At 67.2% G+C, this 24,853-nt stretch carries 22 protein-coding genes; 8 read left to right on the forward strand and 14 right to left on the reverse strand.

From position 1 onward, the window contains the following. Positions 1-55: 55 nt before the first annotated feature. On the reverse strand, positions 56-949 hold the full coding sequence (locus AGI3411_RS22940; RefSeq protein WP_129529639.1) for a LysR family transcriptional regulator: 894 nt from the start codon (positions 947-949) through the stop codon (positions 56-58). A 173-nt stretch (positions 950-1,122) separates the two neighbouring features. Here AGI3411_RS22940 and AGI3411_RS22945 point away from each other — a divergent pair, with 173 nt between their 5' ends. The 6 genes from AGI3411_RS22945 to AGI3411_RS22970 all read left to right on the forward strand — a co-directional run bounded on the left by AGI3411_RS22945 (position 1,123) and on the right by AGI3411_RS22970 (position 6,101). Then, entirely contained in the window at positions 1,123-1,797 is a 675-nt protein-coding gene (locus AGI3411_RS22945; RefSeq protein ID WP_129529640.1) for an RraA family protein, read from the forward strand. Beyond that, complete coding sequence (locus AGI3411_RS22950; protein WP_165359247.1) at positions 1,794-3,038, forward strand: aminotransferase class I/II-fold pyridoxal phosphate-dependent enzyme; 1,245 nt, start codon at positions 1,794-1,796, stop codon at positions 3,036-3,038. Before AGI3411_RS22945 ends, AGI3411_RS22950 begins: the two co-directional genes overlap by 4 nt. Before the next feature lie 64 nt (positions 3,039-3,102). Beyond that, entirely contained in the window at positions 3,103-3,930 is an 828-nt protein-coding gene (locus AGI3411_RS22955) for an ABC transporter substrate-binding protein (protein WP_129529641.1), read from the forward strand. 28 nt (positions 3,931-3,958) lie between these two features. After that, complete coding sequence (locus AGI3411_RS22960; protein WP_129529642.1) at positions 3,959-4,660, forward strand: amino acid ABC transporter permease; 702 nt, start codon at positions 3,959-3,961, stop codon at positions 4,658-4,660. Positions 4,661-4,662: 2 nt separating this feature from the next. Beyond that, positions 4,663-5,379, forward strand: a complete 717-nt coding sequence (locus tag AGI3411_RS22965; RefSeq protein ID WP_129529643.1) for an amino acid ABC transporter permease — start codon at positions 4,663-4,665, stop codon at positions 5,377-5,379. Further along, on the forward strand, positions 5,376-6,101 hold the full coding sequence (locus tag AGI3411_RS22970) for an amino acid ABC transporter ATP-binding protein (protein ID WP_129529644.1): 726 nt from the start codon (positions 5,376-5,378) through the stop codon (positions 6,099-6,101). The genes AGI3411_RS22965 and AGI3411_RS22970 overlap by 4 nt, the downstream gene beginning before the upstream one ends. 496 nt (positions 6,102-6,597) lie before the next feature. Here the strand turns inward: AGI3411_RS22970 and AGI3411_RS22975 are convergent, their stop codons facing one another. From AGI3411_RS22975 to mpl, 13 genes are all read right to left on the reverse strand, one after another. Then, positions 6,598-7,431, reverse strand: coding sequence for a symmetrical bis(5'-nucleosyl)-tetraphosphatase (locus tag AGI3411_RS22975; protein ID WP_129529645.1), 834 nt, complete (start codon positions 7,429-7,431; stop codon positions 6,598-6,600). Further along, entirely contained in the window at positions 7,428-8,606 is a 1,179-nt protein-coding gene (lptG, locus tag AGI3411_RS22980; protein ID WP_129529646.1) for an LPS export ABC transporter permease LptG, read from the reverse strand. The genes AGI3411_RS22975 and lptG overlap by 4 nt, the downstream gene beginning before the upstream one ends. A gap of 67 nt (positions 8,607-8,673) precedes the next feature. Continuing rightward, on the reverse strand, positions 8,674-9,396 hold the full coding sequence (gene mtgA / locus AGI3411_RS22985) for a monofunctional biosynthetic peptidoglycan transglycosylase (RefSeq protein ID WP_129529647.1): 723 nt from the start codon (positions 9,394-9,396) through the stop codon (positions 8,674-8,676). A gap of 5 nt (positions 9,397-9,401) precedes the next feature. Next, positions 9,402-10,265 carry a shikimate dehydrogenase gene (aroE, locus tag AGI3411_RS22990; protein ID WP_129529648.1) on the reverse strand — a complete coding sequence of 288 codons (864 nt, stop codon included), beginning with the start codon at positions 10,263-10,265 and terminating at the stop codon, positions 9,402-9,404. Further along, positions 10,262-11,161, reverse strand: a complete 900-nt coding sequence (locus tag AGI3411_RS22995) for a TonB family protein (protein ID WP_129529649.1) — start codon at positions 11,159-11,161, stop codon at positions 10,262-10,264. Before AGI3411_RS22995 ends, aroE begins: the two co-directional genes overlap by 4 nt. Before the next feature lie 84 nt (positions 11,162-11,245). After that, positions 11,246-12,334 (reverse strand): ABC transporter ATP-binding protein, encoded by a 1,089-nt coding sequence (locus AGI3411_RS23000; protein WP_129529650.1) that lies wholly within the window; start codon positions 12,332-12,334, stop codon positions 11,246-11,248. Further along, a complete protein-coding gene (locus tag AGI3411_RS23005; RefSeq protein WP_129529651.1) occupies positions 12,327-14,105 on the reverse strand; it encodes an ABC transporter permease in 1,779 nt (592 codons plus the stop codon). The genes AGI3411_RS23000 and AGI3411_RS23005 overlap by 8 nt, the downstream gene beginning before the upstream one ends. Before the next feature lie 118 nt (positions 14,106-14,223). Beyond that, positions 14,224-15,321 (reverse strand): ABC transporter substrate-binding protein, encoded by a 1,098-nt coding sequence (locus AGI3411_RS23010; protein WP_129529652.1) that lies wholly within the window; start codon positions 15,319-15,321, stop codon positions 14,224-14,226. Positions 15,322-15,426: 105 nt separating this feature from the next. Beyond that, the gene (locus AGI3411_RS23015; RefSeq protein WP_129529653.1) at positions 15,427-17,919 is read right to left on the reverse strand and encodes a sensor histidine kinase; all 2,493 of its coding nucleotides are present in this window, start codon (positions 17,917-17,919) and stop codon (positions 15,427-15,429) included. Beyond that, positions 17,906-18,577: a response regulator transcription factor gene (locus tag AGI3411_RS23020; RefSeq protein ID WP_129529654.1), complete on the reverse strand. Its 672-nt coding sequence runs from the start codon at positions 18,575-18,577 to the stop codon at positions 17,906-17,908. The genes AGI3411_RS23015 and AGI3411_RS23020 overlap by 14 nt, the downstream gene beginning before the upstream one ends. A 1,039-nt stretch (positions 18,578-19,616) precedes the next feature. Next, positions 19,617-21,521: a ribonuclease catalytic domain-containing protein gene (locus AGI3411_RS23025; RefSeq protein WP_129529655.1), complete on the reverse strand. Its 1,905-nt coding sequence runs from the start codon at positions 21,519-21,521 to the stop codon at positions 19,617-19,619. A 73-nt stretch (positions 21,522-21,594) separates the two neighbouring features. Continuing rightward, on the reverse strand, positions 21,595-22,197 hold the full coding sequence (locus AGI3411_RS23030) for a YqiA/YcfP family alpha/beta fold hydrolase (RefSeq protein ID WP_129529656.1): 603 nt from the start codon (positions 22,195-22,197) through the stop codon (positions 21,595-21,597). Positions 22,198-22,227: 30 nt separating this feature from the next. Further along, the gene (mpl, locus tag AGI3411_RS23035; RefSeq protein WP_129529657.1) at positions 22,228-23,598 is read right to left on the reverse strand and encodes a UDP-N-acetylmuramate:L-alanyl-gamma-D-glutamyl-meso-diaminopimelate ligase; all 1,371 of its coding nucleotides are present in this window, start codon (positions 23,596-23,598) and stop codon (positions 22,228-22,230) included. A 161-nt stretch (positions 23,599-23,759) separates the two neighbouring features. Here mpl and AGI3411_RS23040 point away from each other — a divergent pair, with 161 nt between their 5' ends. Then, positions 23,760-24,293 carry a TlpA family protein disulfide reductase gene (locus AGI3411_RS23040; protein WP_129529658.1) on the forward strand — a complete coding sequence of 178 codons (534 nt, stop codon included), beginning with the start codon at positions 23,760-23,762 and terminating at the stop codon, positions 24,291-24,293. Positions 24,294-24,382: 89 nt separating this feature from the next. Then, complete coding sequence (gene aroQ / locus AGI3411_RS23045) at positions 24,383-24,817, forward strand: type II 3-dehydroquinate dehydratase (RefSeq protein WP_129529659.1); 435 nt, start codon at positions 24,383-24,385, stop codon at positions 24,815-24,817. The last annotated feature ends 36 nt before the right edge of the window (positions 24,818-24,853 follow it).

The raw sequence follows: 24,853 nt of genomic DNA on the forward strand, positions 1-24,853 counted from the left end.
ACACATGTATTGGCTACGGCTTGGTGTCAGGCACTGCTCATCCTCAGCAGAAAACTCACCTTCCACCACCAGAAAACTCGCAGCAACTCTCCGCCAGCTCCGCAACGCTTTCGCAAAACGCCACATCCGCATCCCGGCGGAACATCGCGCAATACACCGACTGCGGCGGCGCAAGCGTCGTGCGGGCGATGACCAGCTGCCTGGCGCTCACCATGTCCGCGAAGTAGTCGCGCGGCAGGCAGCTGACGCCGAAACCGGCGGCGGTCAGCCCGGCCATCGCGATCAGGCTGTTGATAGTGAAGATATTGCTGACCGGCGTGTGCGGCCGCAGCCAGCCGTCGTAGATCATATTCAGGCCCGATTCCCGGCTTTGCCGCAGCAGGGGCAATGCCGCGATGTCCGCCGGCGCATAGACGCGGCTGGAGTCGATCATGTCGGGGCTGCCCATCCAGGCGAACTCCAGGCGCTGCAGCGGCACCACCTGCAGGTTCGGCTCCGCGAACTCCCCGTGCAGGAACGCCATGTCCAGCTGGCCGGCCTGCAGGCGCTTGAGCAGGTCCGCGCCCAGGTCGATGTGCGGTTCCAGCGTGATGCGGGGGTAGTGCGCCCGCAGCAGCCGGATCAGCGCCGGCAGCCACGTCATGGCGGTGATCTCCGTAATGCCGAACCGGAACGTGCCGGTCAGCGTGTGCTGGCCTTTCAGCCGGACCAGCAGCCGGTCGCGGTGGCCCAGCATGTCCTCGGCCAGCGCGTAGACCTCGTGGCCGCGCGCGGTCAGTTCGGCGCGGTGGCCGGACCGGTCGAACAATGCGATATCGAAGTCCGCCTCCAGTTCCTGGATGCGCTTGGTGATCGCGGATTGCGTGGTGTGCAGCTTCTGCGCCGACGCGGAAAACGTGCCCAGCCTGACAGTCCAGTACAGGGCTTCGATCTGCTTGAAGGTCAGCATGCGAGACGGCTCAAGATGGTGGCTTTCATTCCGAAATTTCCATTAAGGGCTAACCCCTATATTCCATAAATCGATGAAGTTCGTGGAAATTTAATCCCTTTTACCGAATCGCAAAAGCTCGCACCATGGCGCCTGCCTCATTCAATCACCGACTCAGGATTTTGCAGATCGCCATGGCCTCTATTCATACCGGCGCCCGGATATTGCCCGCTCCCCCCGTCGCGTCTGCCGCGCTCCTCCAGGCGCTGGCGGGCATCGTGACGCCGCACCTCAGCGACAACCTCGCGCGCCGCGAAGGCATCGCGGGCCTGCGCCGCTACCACGGCTCGGGCAAGCTGGTCGGCACAGCCCTGACCGTCAAGACCCGCCCGGGCGACAATCTGCTCATCTACAAGGCCATGATGCAAGTGCAGCCCGGCCACGTGCTGGTCGTGGACGCGGGCGGGGACCTGTCCAACGCCGTGCTGGGCGAAATCATGAAGCGCTACCTCCAGGTGCACGGCTGCGCGGGCGTGGTGGTGGACGGCGCGATCCGCGACGTGGCCGCCTTCGAGGCGGACAGCTTTCCCTGCTACGCGCGCGGCCACATCCACCGCGGCCCCTACAAGGACGGCCCCGGCGAGGTCAACGTGCCCGTGTCCATCGGCGGCCAGGTCATCAACCCGGGCGACATCGTGGTGGGCGACGAGGATGGCCTGGTCAGCTTCGCGCCGTCCGAGGCCGAGGCCCTGATCGCCGCGGCGCAAGCGCACGCGGCCAAGGAAGAACGCATCATGGCGGAGATTGCCGGCGGCGCGAAGGCGCAGAGCTGGATGCAGGCCGCCTTCGCGGCGAAGGGGCTGGCATGAGCCTGCAGCACGAAGGCAGCCCGGTGAGCGCGGCCGACGGCGGATTCCTGGCGCAACGGGCGCGCGCCATCAAGCCCTCGCCCAGCATGGCGGCCAAGAGTCGCGTCGACCAGCTGCGCGCCCAGGGCAGGGACATCGTCGACTTCACCGTGGGCGAACCTGACCTGCCCACGCCCGCGCACATCGTGCAGGCCGGCATTGATGCGCTCAATAGCGGCGATATCCGCTACACCGCGTCCGCGGGCTCCAGGCCCCTGCTGGAAGCCGTGCGCGCCAAGTTCCAGCGCGAGAACGGGCTGGACTACGCGCTGGATGAGCTGATCGTCGGCGTGGGCGCCAAGCAGCTGATCTTCACCGCGCTGGCCGCCACGGTGCAGGCCGGCGACGAGGTCATCATCCCGGCGCCGTACTGGGTGTCGTACCCGGACATGGTGCTGGTGAATGACGGTACTCCCGTGGTGGTGGCGTGCCCGGAATCCGACGGGTTCAAGCTCACGCCCGAGGCGCTGGCGCGGGCGATCACGCCCCGCACCAAGTGGCTGCTTCTGAATACGCCCAGCAACCCCACCGGCGCGATGTATGACGCCGCCGAGCTGCGGGCGCTGGGCGAGGTGCTGGCGCGGCATCCGCAGGTCTGGCTGATGACCGACGAGATCTACGAACACCTGGCCTATGGCGACGTGCCGCACCTGTCGCCCGCGGCGGCCGTGCCGGCCCTGGCCGGCCGCTGCCTCACGATCAACGGCGTGTCCAAGGCCTACGCCATGACCGGCTGGCGCCTGGGCTACGCGGGCGGGCCGAAGGCGCTGATCAAGGCCATGGCCACGCTGATCTCCCAGAGCACCAGCTGCGTCAGCGCGATCAGCCAGTCGGCCGCGCGCACGGCGCTCACCGCCGACCAGGGCTGCGTGCGCGAAGCCGCCGAGGTATTCCATGCGCGCCGCGACCGCATCGTGGCGCTGCTGAACGCGGTGCCCGGCATCCGCTGCCCGCAGCCCCAGGGCGCGTTCTACGTCTACCCCTCGGTGGAGGGGCTGCTGGGCAGGCGCACGGCCGACGGGCGCGTGCTGCAGACCGACCTGGACGTCGTGATGTTCCTGCTGGACACCGCGGGCGTTGCGGTGCTCGACGGCGCAGCCTACGGCCTGTCGCCCTATCTGCGGCTGAGCTTCGCCACGTCGATGGAGAACATCGAGGAAGGCTGCCGGCGCATCCGCGAGGCGTGCGGCGCACTGAGTTGACTGCGGGCGGCCCAGGGGCCGCCCGGACCGGCAGTACCCATACCTACATTTCAAGGGAAATAGCATGAAGACAACGATCGCTTCCTTCGTCGCCGCCGTCGGCCTGGCCGCTACGCTGGCGCCCACCGCCCAGGCCGACACGCTGGCCGACATCAAGGCGCGCGGCAAGTTCATCTGCGGCACCATGGGCACCGCCGAGCCGTTCAGCTTCCAGGATCCGAAGACCCGCGGCATCGTCGGCTACGAGGTCGATATGTGCCAGGCCGTGGCCGACAGCCTGGGCGTGCCCCTGGAGCTCAAGCTCATCGCCGTGGAGGCCCGCATCCCCGAATTGATCGCCGGCCGCGTGGACGTGGTGGCCGCCAACCTGGGCTGGAGCCCCGAGCGCGCGCAGCAGATCGACTATTCGCACCAACATTTCGTGAGCCTGCAGAAAGTGCTGGCGCGCGATTCGGAAAAAGACCTGAAGGCGCCCGCCGACCTGGCCGGCAAGCGCGTCAGCGCTGTTCGCGGTTCGTCTTCCGAGCAGGGCGCGCGCAAGAATATCCCCAACGTCGAGCCCGTGACGTTCAAGGATCCCAGCGGCGCGTTCCTGGCGCTGCAGCAGGGCAAGGTCAGCGGCTTCGTGGCTTCGGAACTCATGCTGGTCAAACTCAAGCAGCAGGCCGCGGGCAGCGCGGTGCCGGTCAAGATCCTGGAGCCGGCGCTGTTCGTCGAACCCTGGGGCATGGGCGTGCGCAAGGGCGACCGCGCAATGCTGGACCAGGTAAACAAGGTGCTCGACGGGATGGAAGCCTCGGGCCAGGCCGCCAAGACCTTCGATAAGTGGTTCGGCGCCGGCACGCAGTTCAACATGAAGCGCGACTTCAGCATCGAAGCCATCAAGGGTTGACGCGCGGCGCGCGCTGGAGCCTGATTCGATGCATTACGTCTTCGACTTCGGCGCCATCTTCCAGGGCGAGTATCCGGCCTGGCTGCTCAGGGGATTCATCACTACCCTGGCGCTGGCTGGATTCGCCTGGATCCTGGCGTTTTTCGTGGGCAGCCTGCTGGCGGTGATCCGCCTGACGGGCTCGCCCGTGGCCAACGGGGTGATCGCGACCTATGTCGCCTTTCACCGCAACGTGCCCATGCTGGTGCACATTCTCTTCTGGTATTTCGGTGTGCCGGCACTGCTGCCGCAAGCTGCCACCGACTGGCTCAACAGCCACGGCAGCGAGTTCATCCTGTCCTGCATCGCGATCGGGCTGGTGATGTCCGCCTATGTCTGCGAGGACCTGCGCAGCGCCGTGCGGGGCATCCCCGCCGGGCAGATCGAGGCGTCGCGCGCGCTTGGCCTGGGTTTCCTGGCCACGATGCGCAAGGTCGTGCTGCCGCAGGCTTTCCGCATCGCGATTCCGCCCTTGCTCAACCAGACCCTGCTGCTGTTGAAGAACACCAGCCTGGCCATGGCCATCGGCGTGACCGAACTCACCGCCGCCGGCCGCGAGATCGAGAACTACACGTTCCGCACGTTCGAGGCCTATGCCGTCGTGACCGTCATTTACCTGGTGCTGTCGTTCCTGATCATGGGGGGCGGCGCTCTCCTGCAACGGCGCTACCGTCCGCTGGGAGCGCGCTGATCATGTGGGACATACTCAAGGACAACTGGCTGTTGCTGCTTATCGGGCAGTATCCGCACGGTCCGGTCGGCGGCCTGGCGGCCACGCTCGGGCTGGCCGCGGTCAGCCTGGCGCTGGCGCTGCCCTGCGGCGTGCTGCTGGCGCTGGGACGGATCAGCCCCTACCGGATCTTCTACTGGCCGGCGTCGGCCGTGGTCTATCTGGTGCGCGGCCTGCCGCTGCTGATGTTCATCTTCTGGGCGTACTTCTTCGTGCCGCTCATCATCGGCCGGCCGGTGGCGGGCACCACGACGATGGTGGTGGCGCTGGTCTGCTACGAAAGCGCTTATCTGGCGGAGATCATCCGCGCCGGCATCCAGGCGCTGCCGCCCGGGCAGCAGGAAGCCAGCCGCGCGCTGGGCCTGTCGTACATGCAGACCATGCGGCGCGTGATCCTGCCGCAGGCGCTCTACAACATGCTGCCCAGCATGCTGAGCCAGTTCGTGTCCACGGTAAAGGAGACGTCGCTGGCCTACGTCATCAGCGTGCAGGAACTGACCTACGCGGCCAACCAGATCAACAGCGTGCTGCTGACCAAGCCTTTCGAGGTCTTCGGGTTGCTGGCGCTGACCTATTTCATCCTGAATTTCGGGCTGAGCTCGCTGGTGCACCTGACCGAACGCCGTATCGGCAGGCGCCGCGCCGGGCTCATGCCTGCTCCTCGCGCGGTGCCGACATGATCCGATTTTCCGAAGTGCAGAAGTGGTATGGCCAATACCAGGCGCTGTCCGATGTGACGGCGCAGGTGACGCAGGGCGAAGTGGTCGTGGTGTGCGGGCCGTCAGGGTCGGGGAAGTCCACCCTGATCCGCACCGTCAACCGGCTGGAACCCATCCAGAAGGGCGTGATCGAGGTCGACGGCCAGGACATCTACGGGCCCAAGGTGCACCTGGATACGCTGCGCAGCCATATCGGCTTCGTGTTCCAGCAGTTCAACCTGTTTCCGCACCTGTCGGTGATGGAAAACCTGATGCTGGCCCCGCTGCAACTCAAACGCGCCCGCCGCCCCGAGGCGCGCGAGCGCGCCCTGCAACTGCTGGAACGCGTCGGCCTGTCCCACAAAGCCGACGCCTATCCCGCCCAGCTGTCCGGCGGCCAGCAGCAGCGAGTCGCCATCGCCCGGGCGCTGGCGATGAATCCCCCCGTGATGCTGTTCGATGAGCCCACCAGCGCGCTGGACCCGGAAATGGTGGGCGAGGTGCTGCAAGTAATGAAGGGCCTGGCCAAGGACGGCATGACCATGGTCTGCGTGACGCACGAAATGGGATTTGCGCGCGAGGTCGCGGATAGGGTCTGGTTCATGGATGCCGGGCGGATCGTCGAGACCGGGACGCCGGAGGCATTCTTTACCCGGCCGGAGACGGCGCGGGCGCAGAAATTCCTGGCTGAGATTCGGCACTAGGGGGGCGGCGTTCCGTTGGTCGGGCCTCAGCGTCAGACACCGGGAGACGTTTCGCTGCTGACGGGGGCATCAGTGTCTGACACCCTTACGAGATGCCGGCACGGATTGAAGTGCTGCAGCCGGGTGTCTGACACCGGGGGACGTTTCGCTGCTGACGGGGGCCTCAGTGTCTGACACCCTTACGAGATGCCGGTACGGATTGAAGTGCTGCAGCCGGGTGTCTGACACCGGGGGAAACGGCTGTTGCCACGATTGGTGTCAGACACCCTATGACGTACCTGTGCAACCTGACGGTTTTCTCTCAAGGGTGTCAGACACCTGTGGAAGGGGAGGCGCTCAGAAAGCCCCGCACCATAGCGAACCTGCCTCCGCATACGCGAAAGCGCGCACCGTCCCGACGCCCACCACCGCGTATGACGTTTTCGGCCGCTCGGGCGGCCGACGAAGACACAACACGCCCATGAAGCAAAAAAAGCAGCCCCGCGTCCCCAAAAAGCTATTCAGCCAACGGATCCTGAAACTGCGAACACTTCACCTGCACCAGCTTCCGATCCTGCAGCCGCAGCGCCGTCAGCGATCCCCCCCACACGCAACCGGTATCCAGGCAGATAACGTCCGGCCGCTGCAGCAGTCCCAAGGTCGACCAATGGCCGAAAACCGTCGTGATGTTCCGCGTAGCGCGATTCGGGACGTCGAACCAGGGCACCAGCCCCGAGGGCCAGGCGCCCGGCGTTACCTTGGTGGCGAACTCCATGTGGCCATTGGGCGTGCACAGGCGGATGCGCGTCAGCGCGTTGATGATGACCCGCATCCGTTTGCCGCCCTTGTGGTCTTCCTTCCAGGTGGCCGGCTCGTTGCCGTACATCTTCTGCAGCGCTTTCTGCCAGTTCGGGCCGCGCAGGGCGTCCTGGACCTCGCCGGCCAGGGCCAGCGTCTTGGCGACGTCCCATTTGGCCAGCGTGCCGGCGTGGACCAGCAGGTGATCCTGCTCGAAATGCGCCAGGGGGCGGAACCGCAGCCAGTTGATCAGCTCGGCCGCATCCGGCGCCCGCAGGATCTCTTCGAGCGTGTCCGACTTGGACGGCTTGCGCACGCCCGCGGCCGTGGCCAGCAGGTGCAGGTCATGGTTGCCCAGCACCGACGTGGCGCGGTCGCCCAGGTCGATGATGCGGCGCAGGGTCTCCAGCGACTGGGGGCCGCGGTTGACCAGGTCCCCGGCGAACCAGAGGCGCGATTTGGGGTCGCCGACTAGGTCGGGGTGGGACAGCAAACGATCCAGCGGCGAGCAGCAACCCTGCACGTCGCCGATCATCCAGATACTGCCGTTCATGCGGGACTTTTACTCCAAGGCCAACGTTGTTGGATGATCCGGGTGATAGTGTGGCGGTATTCCATGTAGCTCATGGCGCCCAGCGCCAGGATCACGGCGCCCAAATTCGGCCCCAGCGCGGTCAGCCAGGGCGGCCACTTGCCCAGCATGCCTACGTTCAGGGCCAGCTGGTTGAGCATGAAGAAGCCCACGCCGAGCAGGATGCCCAGGAATACCTTGGCTCCCACGCCGCCGCGGCGGGTCTGCATCAGGCCGATGGGAGCGGCGATGGTGATCATGACCAGCAAGGTGAACGGATATGCCAGTTTGCGCCACAAGGCGACGACCTGTCGACCATATTGCAGCTGGTTGTTGCGCAAATAATCCACATAGTCCAGCAGCGTGACGATCGACATGCGTTCCGGCGTCAGCACGCGGGCGAGCAGGCGTTCGGCGCTGAGCGTGGTGTCTACCGTGCGCTCGGGCACTTTCACCACCGTGGCGGGCGGGCTCTTCGGGGGGCGCGCGTCGGCCAGCGCCTCGGCCGCGTTGTCGTCCAGCCGCGTCTCGGAAACGTCCTTCAGCACCAGGTCTCCGTGCGTGAACAGGCCGGTGGGGGCGGTCGACAGGACCGACAGCGTCAGGTCCTTCTTGAATTCATAGAGGGTCACGGCATTGACCTGGCCGTCGCCCTTGAGCTCGCCGATATTGATGATGCGGGTGCCGCCGTTGGCGGTGGGTTCCTTGAACCAATATCCGCTATTGAGGCGGTCGCCGCCGGCCTTGCCGCGGAACAGCAGATTGGCTTCGCCGGACTTCATTTCGGCCCAGGGCGTGACGTATTCGGACAGGAGCCCCGCGCCGATCATCAGCGGGATCGTCACGATCCAGAGCATGCGCAGCAGCTTCATGCCGCTGACGCCGGACACGCGCAGGATGACCAGCTCGTTGCGCTGAGCGAGCCCGGCCAGCGCCAGGATGGCGCCGATCAGCAGGCCGATGGGCAGGAGGTCGTACAGACGGGTGGGGATCGCCAGCGCCTGCATGTAGAGCAGGGCCATCATGGAGAACTTGTCACCCACGTTGTCCAGGTCGTCGACCAGCGCGAAGAACGTGAAAAGGCCTAGCAGGGCCATAAGGACCACTGCGCAAGAGCGATAAATCTCGCGGGCCAGGTAGCGACGTGCGGTACGCATGTAGGAAAGAGGGTGCGCGTAAACGTGAAAGCTTAACAAATCCTGCCGTTCAGGTCCGGCCCCCGTATCAGGGGATGTCGACCATCTGCATCCGGCGCGTCAGGACGCCGACCCGGGAGTTCAGGTAGCGGGATTTGCGGTGGCCGTCATAGAAGCGCGGATTGGGCAGCATTGCCGCCAGCCGGGCCGATTGGCTGGCGCCCAGGCTGGCGGCGGAGGTATTGAAATAGTGCTGAGCGGCGGCCTCTGCGCCGAACACGCCCACGCCCCATTCCGCCACGTTCAGATACAGTTCCAGGATCCGTTCCTTGCTCATGACGTGTTCGATCATGTACGTCAGGACGAGTTCCTGCCCCTTGCGGATGTAGCTGCGGGAGCTGGACAGGAACAGGTTCTTGGCGAGCTGCTGGGTAATGGTGGAGCCGCCGCGCATCTTGCTGCGGCCCGCCTCGTGCTGTTTCTGGTTGTATTCCCAGGCCTTGCGGATGGCGTCCCATTCGACGCCGTCGTGTTCGGTGAAATTGGAGTCCTCGGATGCCACCACCGCGCGCTTGAGCGTGCGGTTGATCTTGTCGTAGGGGATCCATTCGTACTTCAGTTCCAGGGCGGGGTTGCCCTCGCGCAGGCGGGACAACTCCTCGCGCATGATGGCGCTGCTGCCCGGATCCCGGTAGTTGTACCAGACGACCTGGGCGAACAGCCAGAATTGATAGAGCAGGACCGCACACACCAGCGCCATCAGTGCGCCGGTGATGATCCGGAACCAGGAGCGGCCCTTGCGCGTCGCCATGCCGCTCAGTGGCCGGCCGCGAGGTCTTCGCGCAATGCCGCGAGGACGGGCGCGGGGTCGGGCCGCAAGCCGTGCCAGATGAAGAAGCTCTCGGCCGCCTGGCCCACCAGCATGCCGAGGCCGTCGGCCGTGACCGAGGCGCCGTCGGCGTCCGCCTGTTTCATGAAGGCGGTGGGGCGGGCGCCGTACATCATGTCGTAGCCGGCCGCGCCGGGCGCGTACAGACCCGGAGGCAGGTCGGGCGCGGCGTCCTGCAGCCCGCTGGCGGTGGCGTTGATGACCAGGTTCCACCCGCCGGGCGTGCCGGCGTCCGCCAGGCCCCCGGCCGTGACCTGGGTCTGCGGCGACACGCCGCTCTGGTGCCAGGCTTCGGCCAGCGCCTGCGCGCGGGCGGCGGTGCGGTTGACGATGTGGATGCGGGCGCAGCCGGCCTCGGCCAGCGGCTGCAGCACGCCGCGCGCCGCGCCGCCCGCGCCCACGAGGAGCACGGACGCGCCGCCCAGGCGCACGCCCAGGCGCAGCAGGTCGGAGACCAGGCCCACGCCGTCGGTGTTGCAGCCGTGCCAGGCGCCGCCGCGCCACGATAGGGTGTTGACCGCGCCGGCCAGCCGCGCGCGGGTGGACAGGCGGCCGCCCGCCAGGGCGTAGGCATCCAGCTTGAAGGGCACCGTGACGTTCAGGCCCACCCCGCCGTCGGCCGCGAACGCCGCCACGGCCTCGGCGAAGCCGTCCACCGGCGCGAGCAGCCGGTCATAGCGCAGCGGCTTGCCGGTCTGCCGGGAGAACATGGCGTGGATTTGAGGCGAGCGGCTATGCGCAATGGGGTTGCCGATGACGGCATATCGGGCAAGAGGGGACGCCTCGGTCATGGGGCTTGGGTTTCCAGGGTGTCGTTGACGAAATGCCAGGTGCGGGTGATGACCAGCACGTCGGTATCGCGCGCGATGTCGGGCGGAAAGGGCGGGAAGGGCGCGGCCAGCTGCACGATGCGGCGCGCGGCCTGGTTCAGCACGGCATGCGGCGAGGGCTGGTCGATTTCGACGTTGGCGATGCTGCCATCCGCGCGCACGGACACCGTGATGCGCAGCGAGCCGTAGATACGGCCGCGCGCTTCGTCCGGGTAGTGCTGGGTACCGACGGTTTCGATGCGGGTGCGCCAGGCGTCCAGGTAGGCGGCGTAGCGCGAGGCTTCGGCGGACGGGGCCACGAATTGCTTGCGGGGCTCGGCGCTGTACTGCTGTACCCGGGCCGCGAGGGCGGCTATCTGGGCGCTCTGGATGACGCTGGCCTGGTCCTCGGCGTCCCGGCCGAGGTCGGCGCCGTCCGGCCAGGGATTGACGGCCTGCCGTTCCGCGCCGGCCTTGTCTGCCGAGCGCAGCTGGGTCATCAAGCGGGTCTGCTCGGCCTCGAGCTGCACCTGGCGGCGGCGCATGGCCTCCAGCACGATGGTTTCGGCCGATTCGCCGGTGCGGGGCAGCGGGGTGGTGGAGCGGCCCTGCTCGGCGTTGCCGCCGCCGCTCATCTGATTCTGCGCCTGCGCGCGCGGATTGTCCGGCGGCGTTTCGCTGCGCGCATTAAGCAGCACGATCTCCAGGCTGGTGGCCGGCGCGCGGCCGGGCGTGGGCGCGCCGAAGCGCCACGCCAGGGCGCCGGCGTGCACCAACAGCGAAATCGCGATGCCGATGCGCAGGTAGTGCTGGGCAGGCGCGCCCAGCCACAGCAGGTAACGGCTCAGCGGAGAGGAGGAATCAGCAAGACGTTGCACGCACGCATTGTAGAGCGAGTCCGCGTCCGCCGCGCGCGCCGCCCGGGCCGGTAACCGCCCGGGCTAGGGGGGGCCGGGGGCGGATCAGGCCGTCGCGCGGGGGAAGACCCAGACCTTGCCCGCCGGCAGCGCCAGGCGGCAGGGGCCGGGGTCGCGGCCTTCCGGCCCGTAGGCGCGCAGGGCCAGGGTGTGGGCCGGGTCGGCGTCCGGCGTGCGGAACAGGTATTCCCAGCGGTCGCCCAGGTACATGCTGGTCAGGAGCGGCATGTCCAGGTGGTTGCCGTCGGGGTCGTCCGCCAGGCGCACCTGCTCCACCCGGATGACCGCAGTGGCATCCTGGCCCTGGGCCACGCCCGGGCTGGCCTTGCCCCACAGCGCCCAGCCGCGGCCTTCGATGCGGGCCTGGCCGTCGCGCACTTCGGTCACCTTGCCGTCCAGCCGGTTGTTGCTGCCCATGAACTCGGCCGTGAACAGGGTGGACGGCGTGCCGTACATCTCCTGCGGGGTGCCCTGCTGCTCGATCTTGCCGTTGTTCAGCAGCAGGATGCGGTCCGAGATGGCCATGGCCTCGCTCTGGTCATGCGTCACCATCAGCGCCGACAGGCCCAGGCGGATGATGAGCTCGCGCAGGAAGGCGCGGGCTTCTTCGCGCAGCTTGGCGTCCAGGTTGGACAGCGGTTCGTCCAGCAGGATGACGGGCGGGCTGTATACCAGGGCCCGCCCGATGGCCACGCGCTGCTGCTGGCCGCCGGACAGCGCGTGCGGGTGGCGCTGACCCAGCTTGCCCAGGCCCAGCTGGTCCAGCACGGCCTGCACGCGCTCGCGCACTTCGGCGCTGGGGGTCTTGCGCAGCTTGAGCGGATAGGCGACGTTTTCGAACACGGTCTTGTGGGGCCACAGCGCGTAAGACTGGAAAACCAGCCCCAGGTTGCGCTCTTCGGCGGGGATCTCCTGCCTGGCCGTGCCGTCGTAGACCACGCGGTCGCCGATGGTGATGCGGCCGCGCTTGGGGCCTTCCAGGCCGGCCACGGCGCGCAGCAGCGTCGTCTTGCCGCTGCCCGAGGGCCCCAGCAAGGAGACCACTTCGCCTTGGCGCAGCTGCATCGACACGCCCTTGAGCACCGGGTTGTCGCCGTAGTCCAGGTGCAGGTCTTCTACAGAAAGCTCAATCATGAAGTTTGACTCCGAATCGCAGGGCGATGCCCAGGCCGATCACGACCAGAACGATATTGATGAAGGAAAGCGCGGCCACGATATCGATGGCGCCCGAGGCCCACAACGACACGAGCATCGAGCCGATGGTCTCGGTGCCCGGCGACAGCAGGTACACGCCGGTGGAGTATTCGCGCTCGAAGATCAGGAACATCAGCAGCCAGGAGCCGATCAGGCCGTACTTGGCCAGCGGAACGGTGACGTGGCGGGTGATCTGGCCGCGGCGCGCGCCCGCGCTGCGGGCGGCCTCTTCCAGCTCGGGGCCGACCTGCAGCAGGGTCGAGGAAATCAGCCGCAGGCCATAGGCCATCCAGACCACCGTATAGGCCAGCCACACGCTGAAGATGGTGCTGCGCAGGGCGCGCAGCCATTCGATGAAGTTCTCGCGCAGCCACTCGGCGAAGGGCAGGGCCGACAGCCATCCGCCTTCGTCCACGTCCAGCGCGTTGTCCAGCCACATCGGCACGAACAGGAACACCCACAGGAACGCCAGGCCGGCCAGCAGGCCCGGCACCGCGCGCGGCACCAGCACGCTGTAGTCCATGAAGCGCGTCACGTTGTCGGGCTTGCGGTGCATGGCCAGGCCCACGAACATGTAGCACATCACCGCCAGCGCGCCGCCGAACACGCCGATGGCGACCGAGTTGACGATGGCGCGCAGCAGGTTGGGCTGGGCGAACACCGTGCGGAACGCGTCCAGCGACAGGACGTCGAACAGCGACACGCCCATCCCCCAGTTGGAGACGAACGCGCGCAGCAGCACGCCCATCAGCGGCACCACGATGGTCACCAGCAGCCACAGGGCCACCACCGCGCCGGCCACCCAGCGCCACTTGCCCAGCGGCAGGGGCCGGGCGCGCGAGGCCTTGCCCTTCACTGTGACGAAGCGGTTGGCGCTGCGCATCAGGCGGCGCTGCAGCATCACCAGCGGGATCGTCATGCAGATCAGTACCACGGCCACCGCGGCCATCAGGTGGTAGGAGGGAATGCCCAGCTTGTTCGTGAGCTTGTAGAGGTACGTGGCCAGCACCAGGTTGCCTTCCGGGTCGCCCAGCACCAGCACCAGGCCGAACACTTCCAGGCCCAGGAAGAACAGCAGCACGGTGGCGTACAGCATGGCCGGGCGCACCATCGGCAGGCTGACCGACACCATCACGCGCAGCGGCGTGGCGCCGGCCACGCGGGCGGCTTCCTCCACGTCCGAACCCATGCTGCGCAGCGCCGACGAGATGTACAGGTAGGCGTGCGGCACGTGCGTCAGGCCGGCGATGATGACGATGCTGGTCAGCGAATAGACGTTCCAGGGCACGAAGCCCAGCAGGTTCTGCACCCAGGTCGAGAAAAAGCCGACGGGGCCGGCGGCCACCACGTAGCCGAAGCCCAGCACCATGGGCGACACGAACACGGGCACCAGGATCAGCGGCTCGATCCAGCGGCGGCCGGGCAGGTCCGTGCGGATCATCAGGAAGGCCAGCATGCCGCCCAGCGGGATGGCGATGATGGCCAGGCCGAAGGCGAGGATGAAGCCGCTCTTCAGGGCCTTGTAGAAATCGGGGTCCGCGAAAATGAAGCGGAATGCGTCCAGGCTGAAGACCTTGGACGGGGAAAAGAACGGCGCGGAGAGAAAGCTCTGGACGATGATGAACGACAGCGGCACGTAAATCGCCAGGGCCGTGATCAGCACCACCACGCCGCGGGGCAGGGACTGCCATTTTCTGCGCAATGACTGCATGGGAAAATCCTGTTGTCTCGAATGGCGCGTAAGCCGCGGGCGCCCGCTCTAGCGGCGGCCGGGCGGGCGGCGCGCGCCCGGCCGGGACGCGCGGCGCCGTCCCGGGGCCGGGGGGGCGTTACTTGCCCGTCGCGGCGCGCCAGTCCTTGATGAACTGCAGGCGCTTGTTCTGCTCCAGGTAGTCCAGCAACGTTTCGTCGACCGGGATGGGCTTGAGCGAGGCACCCAGCTTCTTGGTCATGCCGTCCACGTCGTTGTCGCCGTCGATGTCGTCGCGCACGGAAGCCAGGTCGGCCTGGTTGGCCATGATTTCCTGGCCCTTCTGGGACAGCAGGTAGTCCATCCACAGCTTGGCGGCGTTCTTGTTCTTCGCCTTCTTGCTGATGAATGCCACGCGCGACAGGACCAGCGCGTAGTCGGTGGGATAGGCCACGCCCAGCGAAGGATCGTTCTTGGCGCGCGTTTCCGCGTAGGAGCCCAGGATGTTGTAGCCGATCAGGTTTTCGCCGGAAGACACGCGCTCCATCATGGTGCCCGTGGACGACTGCACGATCAGGCCGCCGGCGCCGATGCCCTTGAGCGTTTCGAAGTACTTGGGATCATTTGCCTTGTCCTGCACGGCCAGCATGAAACCCACGGCGGACTTTTCGATGTCGTAGGTGGTGACCTTGTTCTTGAACTTGTCCGGTTGGCTCGAGACCAGCTTGGCCAGCGCGGTGTGCGTGGTGGGCACTTCGTTGGCGGAGATCAGGCGCTTGTTGTAGATGAATACTGCCGGTTCGTACGTGGTGCCGTAAGCCGAATCCTTCCAGATCGCCCAGGCCGGCAGCTTGCCGGTTTCGGGCGACTTGTATTTCAGGGCGTAGTCGGTGGCCAGCTTCAGCGCCGAGTCCATCGACGAGCTCCACACGATGTCGCCGCTGCCGCCGCCGGCGGCCTGCTCGCTGATGTAGCGGTTGTAGAGCTCGGTGCTGTTCATGTCGTTGTATTCGACCTTGACGCCCGGATACAGCGCTTCGAAGCCCTTGATGATAGGGCCCGCGGCCTTGGTGTCGGTGGTCGAGTAGATGACGACCTTGCCTTCCTTCTTGGCGCCGTCCAGGATCTTCTGATAGTCGGCCGGGTAACCCGCCGGCACTTGCTGCGCGAAGGCGCTGCCGGTGGCGATGGCGAATGCAGCGGCGCAGGCGGCCGCCAGTTGGGACTTGGCAAGCATGGGTGTTGTCTCCGTTGGAATGGGCAGAAGCCGGATCTGGGTCCAGCCTGCGGCCATCTTAGGAGTGGGCGTCTGTCGTCGTCCTGTCATGGCGACAGGTCGGGTCTAGGGGAAATCCCTTGCGGGCGTGTCCGTCACCAGCCGGATCCAGTTCTGCACGAAGCGCGAATGCCGGCGCTGGTCCAGGCCGACCAGCAGGGCGGGGCTCAGCACCACCGGCTGCACGATGCCCTGGGAGCGCGCCAGGACGGCCTCTGACGTCCAGCGGCCGGGCGTGTCTTCCATGATCGAGCCCAGCGCGGCATGGCTGGACGCGACCTGCTGACCCGCGGGCGACAGCAGCCAGTCCACCAGCGCGCGCCCCAGGTCCGGATTGGGCGCGGTGCGGGCGATCAGCACCGAGCGCGCCAGCACCAGCACGTAGTCCTGCGGGAACACCACGCCGATCGGGCTGCCCGCCGCCTGCCGCGACAGGGCGTAGGAACCGAGGATGTTGTAGCCGAGGTCGATGTCGTCGCGTTCGATGGCGTCCAGGATTTCGGCGCTGGTGGCGGACAGCCGCACGCCGACCTGCCCCATGGCGTTGGCCAGCCCCCAGAAGTTGGATGAAACCAGTTCGTCCTGCTCGGCCAGCAGATAGCCCACGCTGCTGGCGGAAATGTCGTAGGTGCCGACGCGGCCGTGCAGCCTGGCCGGATCCCGTTCCAGCAGGCGCAGCAGGTCCTGGCGCGAGCGCGGCACCGTGGCTTCGGTGAAGCGCTTGGGGTTGTAGACGATGACGGCGGGCTCGAAGGTGAATCCATAGACCTCGTGGCGCCAGATCGCCCAGGACGGCAGCTTGGCGGCGTAGGGCGAGGCGTAGCTGAGCGCGTAGCCGTCGTTGGCCAGGCGGATCTGCAGGTCCGACGCCGAGCTCATCAGCACGTCCACGTCCTTCAGCCGGCCCTCGACGGCGGCCTCGTAGAGTTCGCGGCTGCCCAGCTCGCGGTACACCACCGTCACGTCCGGCCGCTGCGACTGGAAACCCTGGATCAGCGGCGCCACCACGGGCGTATCCGTGGGCCCGGCGATGGTCAGGACCCGGGAGGAGGGTTGCGGGGCCGGGTAGCGGGTGACGATCTCGGAGACGTCGGCGGCGCGCACCCCGGTGGGCGCCGCCGCCAGCAGCAGGCCGGCGACGCATAGCGCGCCCAGGCCGGCGGCCGCCGAGCGCCAGGGCGCGGAGCGCGCCAGCGGCAGGATGATGCGCGCCGTCAGGCCGCCGCCGGGGCGGTCCTGCAGCCAGAGCGAGCCGCCGTGGGCGGCGGCCACCGAGCGCACGATGGCCAGCCCCAGGCCGGAGCCTGGCTGCATATCGCCCGCCCGCCCGCGCACGAACCGCTGCTGCACGGCGTCTTTTTCGTCGTCGGCGACGCCGGGGCCGCGGTCCGATACGGTCAGCGCCACGCGGAAGCCCGCCACCGGGGTTGCCTGGATGTCCACCGGGCCCGCGGGCGCATAGCGCAAGGCGTTGTCTACCAGGTTGCGCAGCATTTCGCGCAGGGCCACGCGATCGCCGGCGATCCGGGCGCGGCGCACGCCGGGCGCGATCTCGATGCGGAGCCGCTGCGCCTCCAGCGGGCCGATGCGGCGCCGCGTTTCGTTGATGGTTTCCGCCACACCGACCAGCGTGCGGGCGCCCTTGCCGAGGCGGTGCGTGATGGTGGCGTCCATCAGCAGCTGATTGATCAGCTGGCTGGCGTGCGTGGCGTTCTGGTGGATGCGTTCCAGCCGTGCGTGCAGCCGCTGCGGATCGGTTTCGTCCAGGGCGACCTCGGCCTGCGCGCGCAGAGAGGCCAGGGGCGTGCGGACCTGGTGCGCCGCGTCGGCCACCAGCGTGTTCAGCGTATCCATGATGCCCGACAGGCGCTGCATGAAGGCGTTCAGCGCTTCGACCAGCCGCTTCACTTCACGAGGCACCGGCGTGACGAGCGGGGCCAGGTCTTCCGGCGCGCGGCTGCGCAATTCCCGCTCGACCACGCCCAGCGGCGCGAAGGCACGCTGCACGCCGAACCACAGCAGGCCCAGCGCGACCAGGGACACCACGATCAGCGGCAGCACGCTGCGTCCGAGGATTTCGTCGGCCAGGGCCGCGCGCGAACCCAGCGTCTCCGCCACGCGCACGGTGACCCATCCCGCATGCTGGCTGGCGGACACCAGGCGCCCGACGGTCGCCACGCGCACGGGTTCGTCGTGATAGTTCAGGTAGGCGAATACGGGGGCGGCGGATTGGGCCAGCGGCAGGCCGGGCGCGAGGTCGTCATAGCCGGTGATGAGCCGGCCGTTGGAGGCGCGCGCTTCGTAGAACACGCGTTCGCCGCCCGAGAGCATGGCCAGCGAAGACACCGGGGGTTCCACGGTCACGTTGTTGTCTTCGATCTGCACCGAGCCGGCGATGGTCAGCGCGGAGGCGGCCAGCAGCCGGTCGAAGGCCTGCTCCGCCGCGCGCTGCGCATAGCCGCGCAGGAAGAACACCAGCCCGATCAGCGCGCAGGCCAGCAGCAGCACGCCCAGCGTGAATACGCGGCGGCGGATCGAAAAGCTCTCAGGGATGCTCATGGTTGCGGGCCTGATAGCCGACGCCGCGCACCGTAACGATGTCGACCGAGGCGCCCGCCAGTTTCTTGCGCAGCCGCGATATCAGCAGTTCCAGTGCGTTGAGGGAGCCGTCGTCGAGGTCGAAGAGCTGGTTCATCAGGCGCTCCTTGGCGACGGTCTGGCCCAGCCTGCCCACCAGGATCTCCAGCAGGCGGAATTCTCGCCGCCCCAGCTCCAGCGGCTCGCCGGCCAGGCTGACGTGGCGGTTGGCCAGGTCCAGGCTGAGGTTGCCATAGACGGTGACGCTGCTGGTCTGGCCGGCGGGGCGGCGCATCAGCGCCCGCAGCCGGGCCTCCAGTTCGCGCAGGTCGAAGGGCTTGACGAGGTAATCGTCCGCGCCTAGGTCCAGCATGTCGATCTTGTCTTCGATTTCGGAGCGCGCGGTCATGACCAGGACAGGGGCTTCCAGCCCGGCGGCGCGCAGTTCACGGATGACGGTGAAGCCGTCCTTGCCGGGCAGGTTGATGTCCAGCACGAGCGCATCCCAGGTTTCGTCCAACCCCCATTTCAGGGCTGATATGCCGTCCCGCACCCATTGCACGCTGTGCCCGGCAGAGCGCAGCTTGCTTTCCACGGCATCGCCGAGGTCGAGATTGTCTTCGACCAGCAGAATGCGCATGTCGCTCCTCCATGTCGTTGTGGTTTTTGGGAGGAGTTTAAGGGGTACAGGGAGGGGGCGGGCGTCGTTTCGGGTTTTTAAGACGCCCGTCGCGTCGGGGGCCTGGGGCGCGCGGGTCAACGATTGCGGTCCGGAGCCTTCGCCCCGGACTTCCCCTTCGTCATCCTCGTCCAGGCCTACGGCCTTCCCTTCGGATTCCCTCGGGCTTATCGACTCCCCGCGCACCCCAGGCCCCCGACGCGCCGGGCTCGGGTGTTTGAAACTTGACGTCAGCGGGGCGGACGGTGTGCTTGGGGTTCTTGCCGCGGGTGGGGTGGTGGTGGAGTATCTTGCGATGCCCGCCCCATGCCGGCCGCGCGGGCGGCTGGCATGGGGCTTACGCGGCGTCTTGCGGTTGGCGATGACGCTGCGCGTTGTTGGGGGGAGATGCCAGGTGTCAGACACCCCGATGCATTGCTTCAAGCCTGTGGCGCCTTGCCGTGGGGTGTCTGACACCTGAGGCACCTGAGGCATACCGTCAGACATCTGCCGCAGCAATCGCCACTTGAACCCCGGCGCCGGATGGGTGGCGCGCGTCCGGGTCCGCATGCGCAAGCAGGCCGTCGCCGCGCGCCACCCATCACCGCCCACCCCAAAACCGATTGCGGCGCCATTAGCAAACCGCTCATTGCACTCGCGAAAGCGCACACTGCCCCGACGCCCCAGCCCGCGTATGCTGCTTGCGGCCGCCCGCGCGGCCGCAAGCAGGGGGCAACGCAAACCCCGTCCCTGAACACAGGTCCAGCCGCGCCACGAGCCTAGATGCAAAAGCCCATCGGCGCCGTCGCCGCGGACGCGAGCAACCTCGATGCGCCCGAGGGAATCCGAAGGCAGTCGCCGAAGGCGACAACGAGGATGACGAAGGGGTAGTCCGGCGCCTGCGCGCCGGACCGCAATCGTGGGCGCGAGCGGCCGCGGCGACGGCGCCGACGGGCGCCCTACGAAGAAGACGCGCCACGCCCTACGAAGCCCACAAGCCACGCCCGACAAAAAAAACCGTCTACCCCTCCCCCCCCACAGCCGGCCTGATCTCCCCCACATACCGGCAATCCAGCTCCAGCGACAACTCATCCATCCCCAGGATATCCAACTCCACCGCCGTCCCCCGCTCCAGCTCCGGCATCCCTCCGACCCGCGTCACCAGCGGCGCGTTGGCGAACCGGACCAGATCTTCCCGCAGGACATGCGCGACCGTGCGGGTCACGTTGTGCTGCTTCAGCCAGCGCAGGCACCAGTAGCGCTCCATTGCGCTCTGGAATTCGGCCCAAGCGGCGTATTGCGCGTCGAAGGCGCCGATGATGGCGAACAGGTCGGCATCGCGCGGTTTGAAGGGGGCCACCAGGCGCGCGGACACGCCGTGCTCGACCGCGGCGATCAGCTGCCACTGGTTGACCAGATCCACATAGCGGCGCAGCGGCGAGGTGCTCCATGCGTACTGTGGCACGCCGATGGCCTCGTGCGGCAACGCCTGCGTGCTCATGCGCACGCGGCCGGCCTGTTGCGAACGATAGATGCCCGGCACGCCATGCTGGTGCAGCAGGCCGCCCCACAGGTTGTTCGCCAGGATCATGTATTCGGCCACCATGCGGTCCAGCGGCGCATTGCGCTGGCGCGGAACCAGGCGCACCGGGGTGTCGGGATCGTCGGGGTTGCCGTCCAGGTAGAAGCTGTACTCCACGCGGGAATTGTTCTCGGGCTTGCCGCGCACGTTCTCGCGCTGGGCGGACAGGGCCTGCGCCAGTTTCCACAGCGGGCGCAGCCAGTGGCCGTAGGGCAGCTCCGCCGAGGGGTCGGAAAGGCTGGCTTCCGTGACCTGGGCGTCCAGCATGTTGTGGCGCAGGTTCTCGCGCACCACGATGCGCTCCAGGCGGGTCTCCGATTCGATGACCTCGCCGGTTTCAGGATCGGCCACGACATACAGCGACAGCACCGGCACTTCGCGGCCGGCGTCCAGCGAGAACGCCTGGATGACGTTGTCCGGCTGCATCGGGATCTTGTCGCCCGGCATGTACACGGTGGACAGGCGCGCGCGCGCCAGCTTGTCGAATTCGCTGTCGCGCGTCACGGTCAGGCCCGGGGCCGCTACGTGCACGCCGACGCGCAAGCGGCCGTCCGGCAGGGAGGTGACGGACAGCGCGTCGTCGATCTCGGTGGTGGTGACGTCATCGACCGAATAGATCTCGGCGTCCGAGAGCGGCAGCTCGCGGTCGAAGGGGGGCAGTTCCAGGTCGGGGAAAGCCACCCCGCGCGGAAAGTTCGTGGCCAGGAAGCGGCGCTTGTGCAGCGCGAGCGCGTGCGGCCACGCGCCCAGTTCCAGCAGCAGGCGGTCGGGGCTTTTGCCCAGTTTGGCGCAGGCGGCGTCCAGCGCCTTCCATTGCTGCGAATTCTTGTCGGGGCGGATTAGGAGGGATTCGGCGGCCTGGGCGATCGGCTCGGGCAGGCGCCCGGCGGCCATCTCGTCCACCCATTCCTGCTGCTGCTCGGCCTGGCGCTGCTTTTTCTCCAGCGCGGCCAGCGCGGCGGCGAGGATGTCGGGCGGCGCGGGGCGGTAGCGGCCCTTGCCGCGGCGGTGGAAGTACGCCGGCGCGCCGTGCAGACGCATGAGCAGGGCGGCCTGTTCCACCGGGGTGGGCGCGTGGCCGAAGTAGTCGGCGGCCAGCGCGGGCGCGTCGAACTCGTCCTGTGGCGCGCATTCCCACAGGAATTGCAGGTCCAGCGCCTCGGCGGATTCGGCCGCCTGGCTCATCAGCGCGGCCGGCTCGGGCGCAGCGAAGGTGAACAGCGTGTTGGCACGCTTGATCTTGCTGCGCTTGCCGGACTCCGACTCCACCTGCAGGCTGGCGTCGGTCTCCGACAGGATATTGCCGGCCTTGAAGCTGCCGTCGTCTTCGTAAAACACATACATGGTGAGAATCGTCCTGGGCGGCGCGCACGCGCCGCCTTGCGCAGCTATATAGAGTGTTGAGGTCTGAAACTGATTATTGGGGGCGAACCTGCTTGTCGCCAAGGGCGAATTCAAGCACCTCGGGCATCCAGTCCGCGAAGTCGGACAGGCCGTGGTCGCTGCCTTGCACGATGCGCTGGCGGCACCCTGTGTAACGGTCGCGCATTTCGCGCCAATCCAGCACCTCGTCGCCGGTCGCCGCCACCAGGAAGTACCGGTCGGGCTGGGTGATGCGGGGAACGTGGATGGCGGCCAGTTCGTCCACATATCCGGGCAGGAAGGCGAACGGTGCGTCGGAATGATACATGCGGTGCTCGCCGACCTGGGTGGCCAGGTCGCGGGCGGCCTCCACGGCGGGATTCAGCAGCACCGCCTTGCAGCCCAGCTGCTCGGCCAGCCAGGTGGCGTAGAACCCGCCCAGCGACGAGCCGATCACCGTCAGCGCCCTGGGGGAGCCGGCGCCTTCGAGCTGGCGCCGGGCGATGCCCATCGCCAGGTCGATGGCCGCCCGCGGGCTGGCGGGAAGCTGCGGGCAGGCCCAGGCGGCGGACAGGCCGCGCGAGGCCATCGCGTCGGCCATCATCCGGGCCTTGAATGAGGTCGGCGAGGAGCGGAAACCGTGCAGGTAGAGGATCATGTCTCGCCTTTGCCTTGGTGAGTGCGGAGATCAGGCGCGCGCTTGCAGGGCGTCCAGCAGCTTGCCGTGCACGCCGCCGAAGCCGCCGTTGCTCATCACCAGCACCTGGTCGCCAGGCCGGGCGGCGTCCGCCACGGCGGCCACCAGCGCTCCGAGGTCATCGTAGCTCGACGCGCGGGCTCCCAGGGGGCCGAGCACTTCCGCGGGGTTCCAGCCCAGGGCGTGCTTGCCGGAATGGGCGCCGAAGCAGAACACCAGGTCGGCGTCGGCCAGGGCCTCGGGCAGGCGGGCGGCCATGGTGCCGAGCTTCATCGTATTCGAGCGCGGTTCCAGCACGGCCAGGATGCGGGCCGGGCCGACCTGGCGGCGCAGGCCTTCCAGCGTGGTGGCGATCGCGGTGGGGTGGTGCGCGAAATCGTCGTAGACCTTGATGCCATTGACGGTGCCGCGCAGCTCCATGCGGCGCTTCACCCCCGCGAAGCGGCTCAGCGCCTCGATGCCTTGCGCCGCGGGCACGCCCACGTGTTCGGCGGCGGCCAGCGCGGCCAGCGCGTTCATCCGGTTGTGCTCGCCGGTCAGGTTCCAGCGCACGGTGCCCGCGTCGGCGCCGCCGCGCAGCACGCCGAATGCGCCGTCCGCGTCAGGCGCGGTCGCCTGCCAGGCGCCATCGGCGCCGAACGTGACGGTTTCCGACCAACAACCGCGCGCAATCACGCGGTCCAGCGCGGCGCAATGCGTCGGGCGCACGATGCGCCCGGAGCCGGGGATCGTGCGCACCAGGTGGTGGAATTGCGTTTCGATCGCCGCCAAATCGGGAAAGATGTCGGCGTGATCGTATTCAAGATTGTTCAGGATGGCCGTGCGGGGACGGTAATGGACGAACTTGGAGCGTTTGTCGAAGAAGGCCGTGTCGTACTCGTCCGCCTCGATCACGAAGGGACGGCGGGCCGGGTCGTAGCGGGCCGACACGTGCAGGTCCTGCGCCACGCCGCCGATCAGGAAGTTGGGCGCCAGGCCGGCGGCCTCCAGCACCCAGGCCAGCATCGAGCTGGTGGTGGTCTTGCCATGCGTGCCGGCCACCGCCAGCACGTGGGCGCCGGGCAGGATGTTGTCGCCCAGCCATTGCGGGCCCGACACGTAGCGGGCGCCCGACTCCAGGATGGCTTCCATCAGCGGATTGCCGCGGCTGACCACGTTGCCGATCACGTACAGGTCGGGCTTCAGCGCCAATTGCTCGGCCCCGAAGCCTTCGATCAGTTCGATTCCCTGTTCGGACAGTTGCGTGCTCATGGGCGGGTACACGCCCGCATCGCAACCAGTGACCTTGTGGCCGGCGGCGCGCGCGATCAGCGCCAGGCCGCCCATGAACGTACCGCAGATGCCAAGAATGTGCAGGTGCATTGAAAACTCTCCTGTCCTGCATTGTATATATAGCGGCGTGACTCGCCCGGCGGGAAGGCGCCTCCAAGCCGCGCCGGCTGCGCGGCCTGCTGCCTCCCGGGCGGCGTTCGGCCTTGTGCGGCCTCAAGGCAAAAAACGGCGGCAGCGGTTATGATCGCGCCATGAATCGACGCCTTCTCCTCTCCGCCGGCGTGGCCATAGCCGCCACGGTTGCGGGCGGTTATACCCTGATGGGCCGCAAGTCTCCGGCGCCCGCGGCTTCGGCCGATGCCGGCGACCCCGTCGCCGCCCTGATGCAGTTGCAGCTTCCCGATCTGAGCGGGGCGTCCCATTCGCTGGCGGGCTGGAAAGGCCAGCCCATCGTGGTCAATTTCTGGGCGACCTGGTGCGCGCCCTGCGTCCGCGAAATGCCCGAACTCGACGCTTTGCAGAAAAAATACCCACATGTCCGCTTTGTCGGCATTGGTGTCGATTCCGCGGCCAATATGCAAAAATTTGTCGAGAAAGTGCAGGTTTCCTACCCGCTCTGGGTTATCGGCGCAGGGGCGATCGATACGCTGCGCAAGCTGGGAAACCCCAGTGGAGGCCTGCCTTTTACTATTGTTTTCAATGCAGATGGCGGTATTAACCGGAAGATATTGGGTGAAATCCAGCCAGATGACCTGGACCGCACTTTATCTGGTTTAAAGGCGTAAGTCTGTTGGACAAATAGTAGGAATTGGCGTAAAAAGCTGGTTTATCGGCTGTTTTGCCAACAATTGGCAAACCACTCATTGGCAAGCGCATGGCGCAAAACATACTGGTATTGCATGGCCCGAACCTAAACCTGCTCGGCACCCGGGAACCTCATATCTACGGCAGTCTCACGCTGCCCCAGATCAATGAGCGACTGGAGCTGCTCGCAGGCGAACTGGGCGCCACGCTGACTGCGTGGCAAAGCAATCACGAAGGCGCGCTGGTTGACCGCATTCAGGCGGCCCGGCAAGACGGCACAGACTTCATCATCATCAACGCGGCGGCATATACGCACACCAGCGTCGCGGTCCGCGATGCGCTGGCTGGGGTCGCGATCCCATTTATTGAAGTACATTTGTCCAATCTGTATAAGCGAGAGCCCTTCAGGCATCACTCTTATCTGTCCGACTTGGCAGTAGGCCTTATCAGCGGCCTCGGCGCGGACGGCTACGAGGCGGCTCTGCGTTACGCAGTGCGGCACTGATCTCGCACTAACTCACAGCATCTACATCTTTACGGC

Source organism: Achromobacter agilis (genome assembly GCF_900496965.1).
Lineage (GTDB): Bacteria > Pseudomonadota > Gammaproteobacteria > Burkholderiales > Burkholderiaceae_B > Achromobacter > Achromobacter agilis.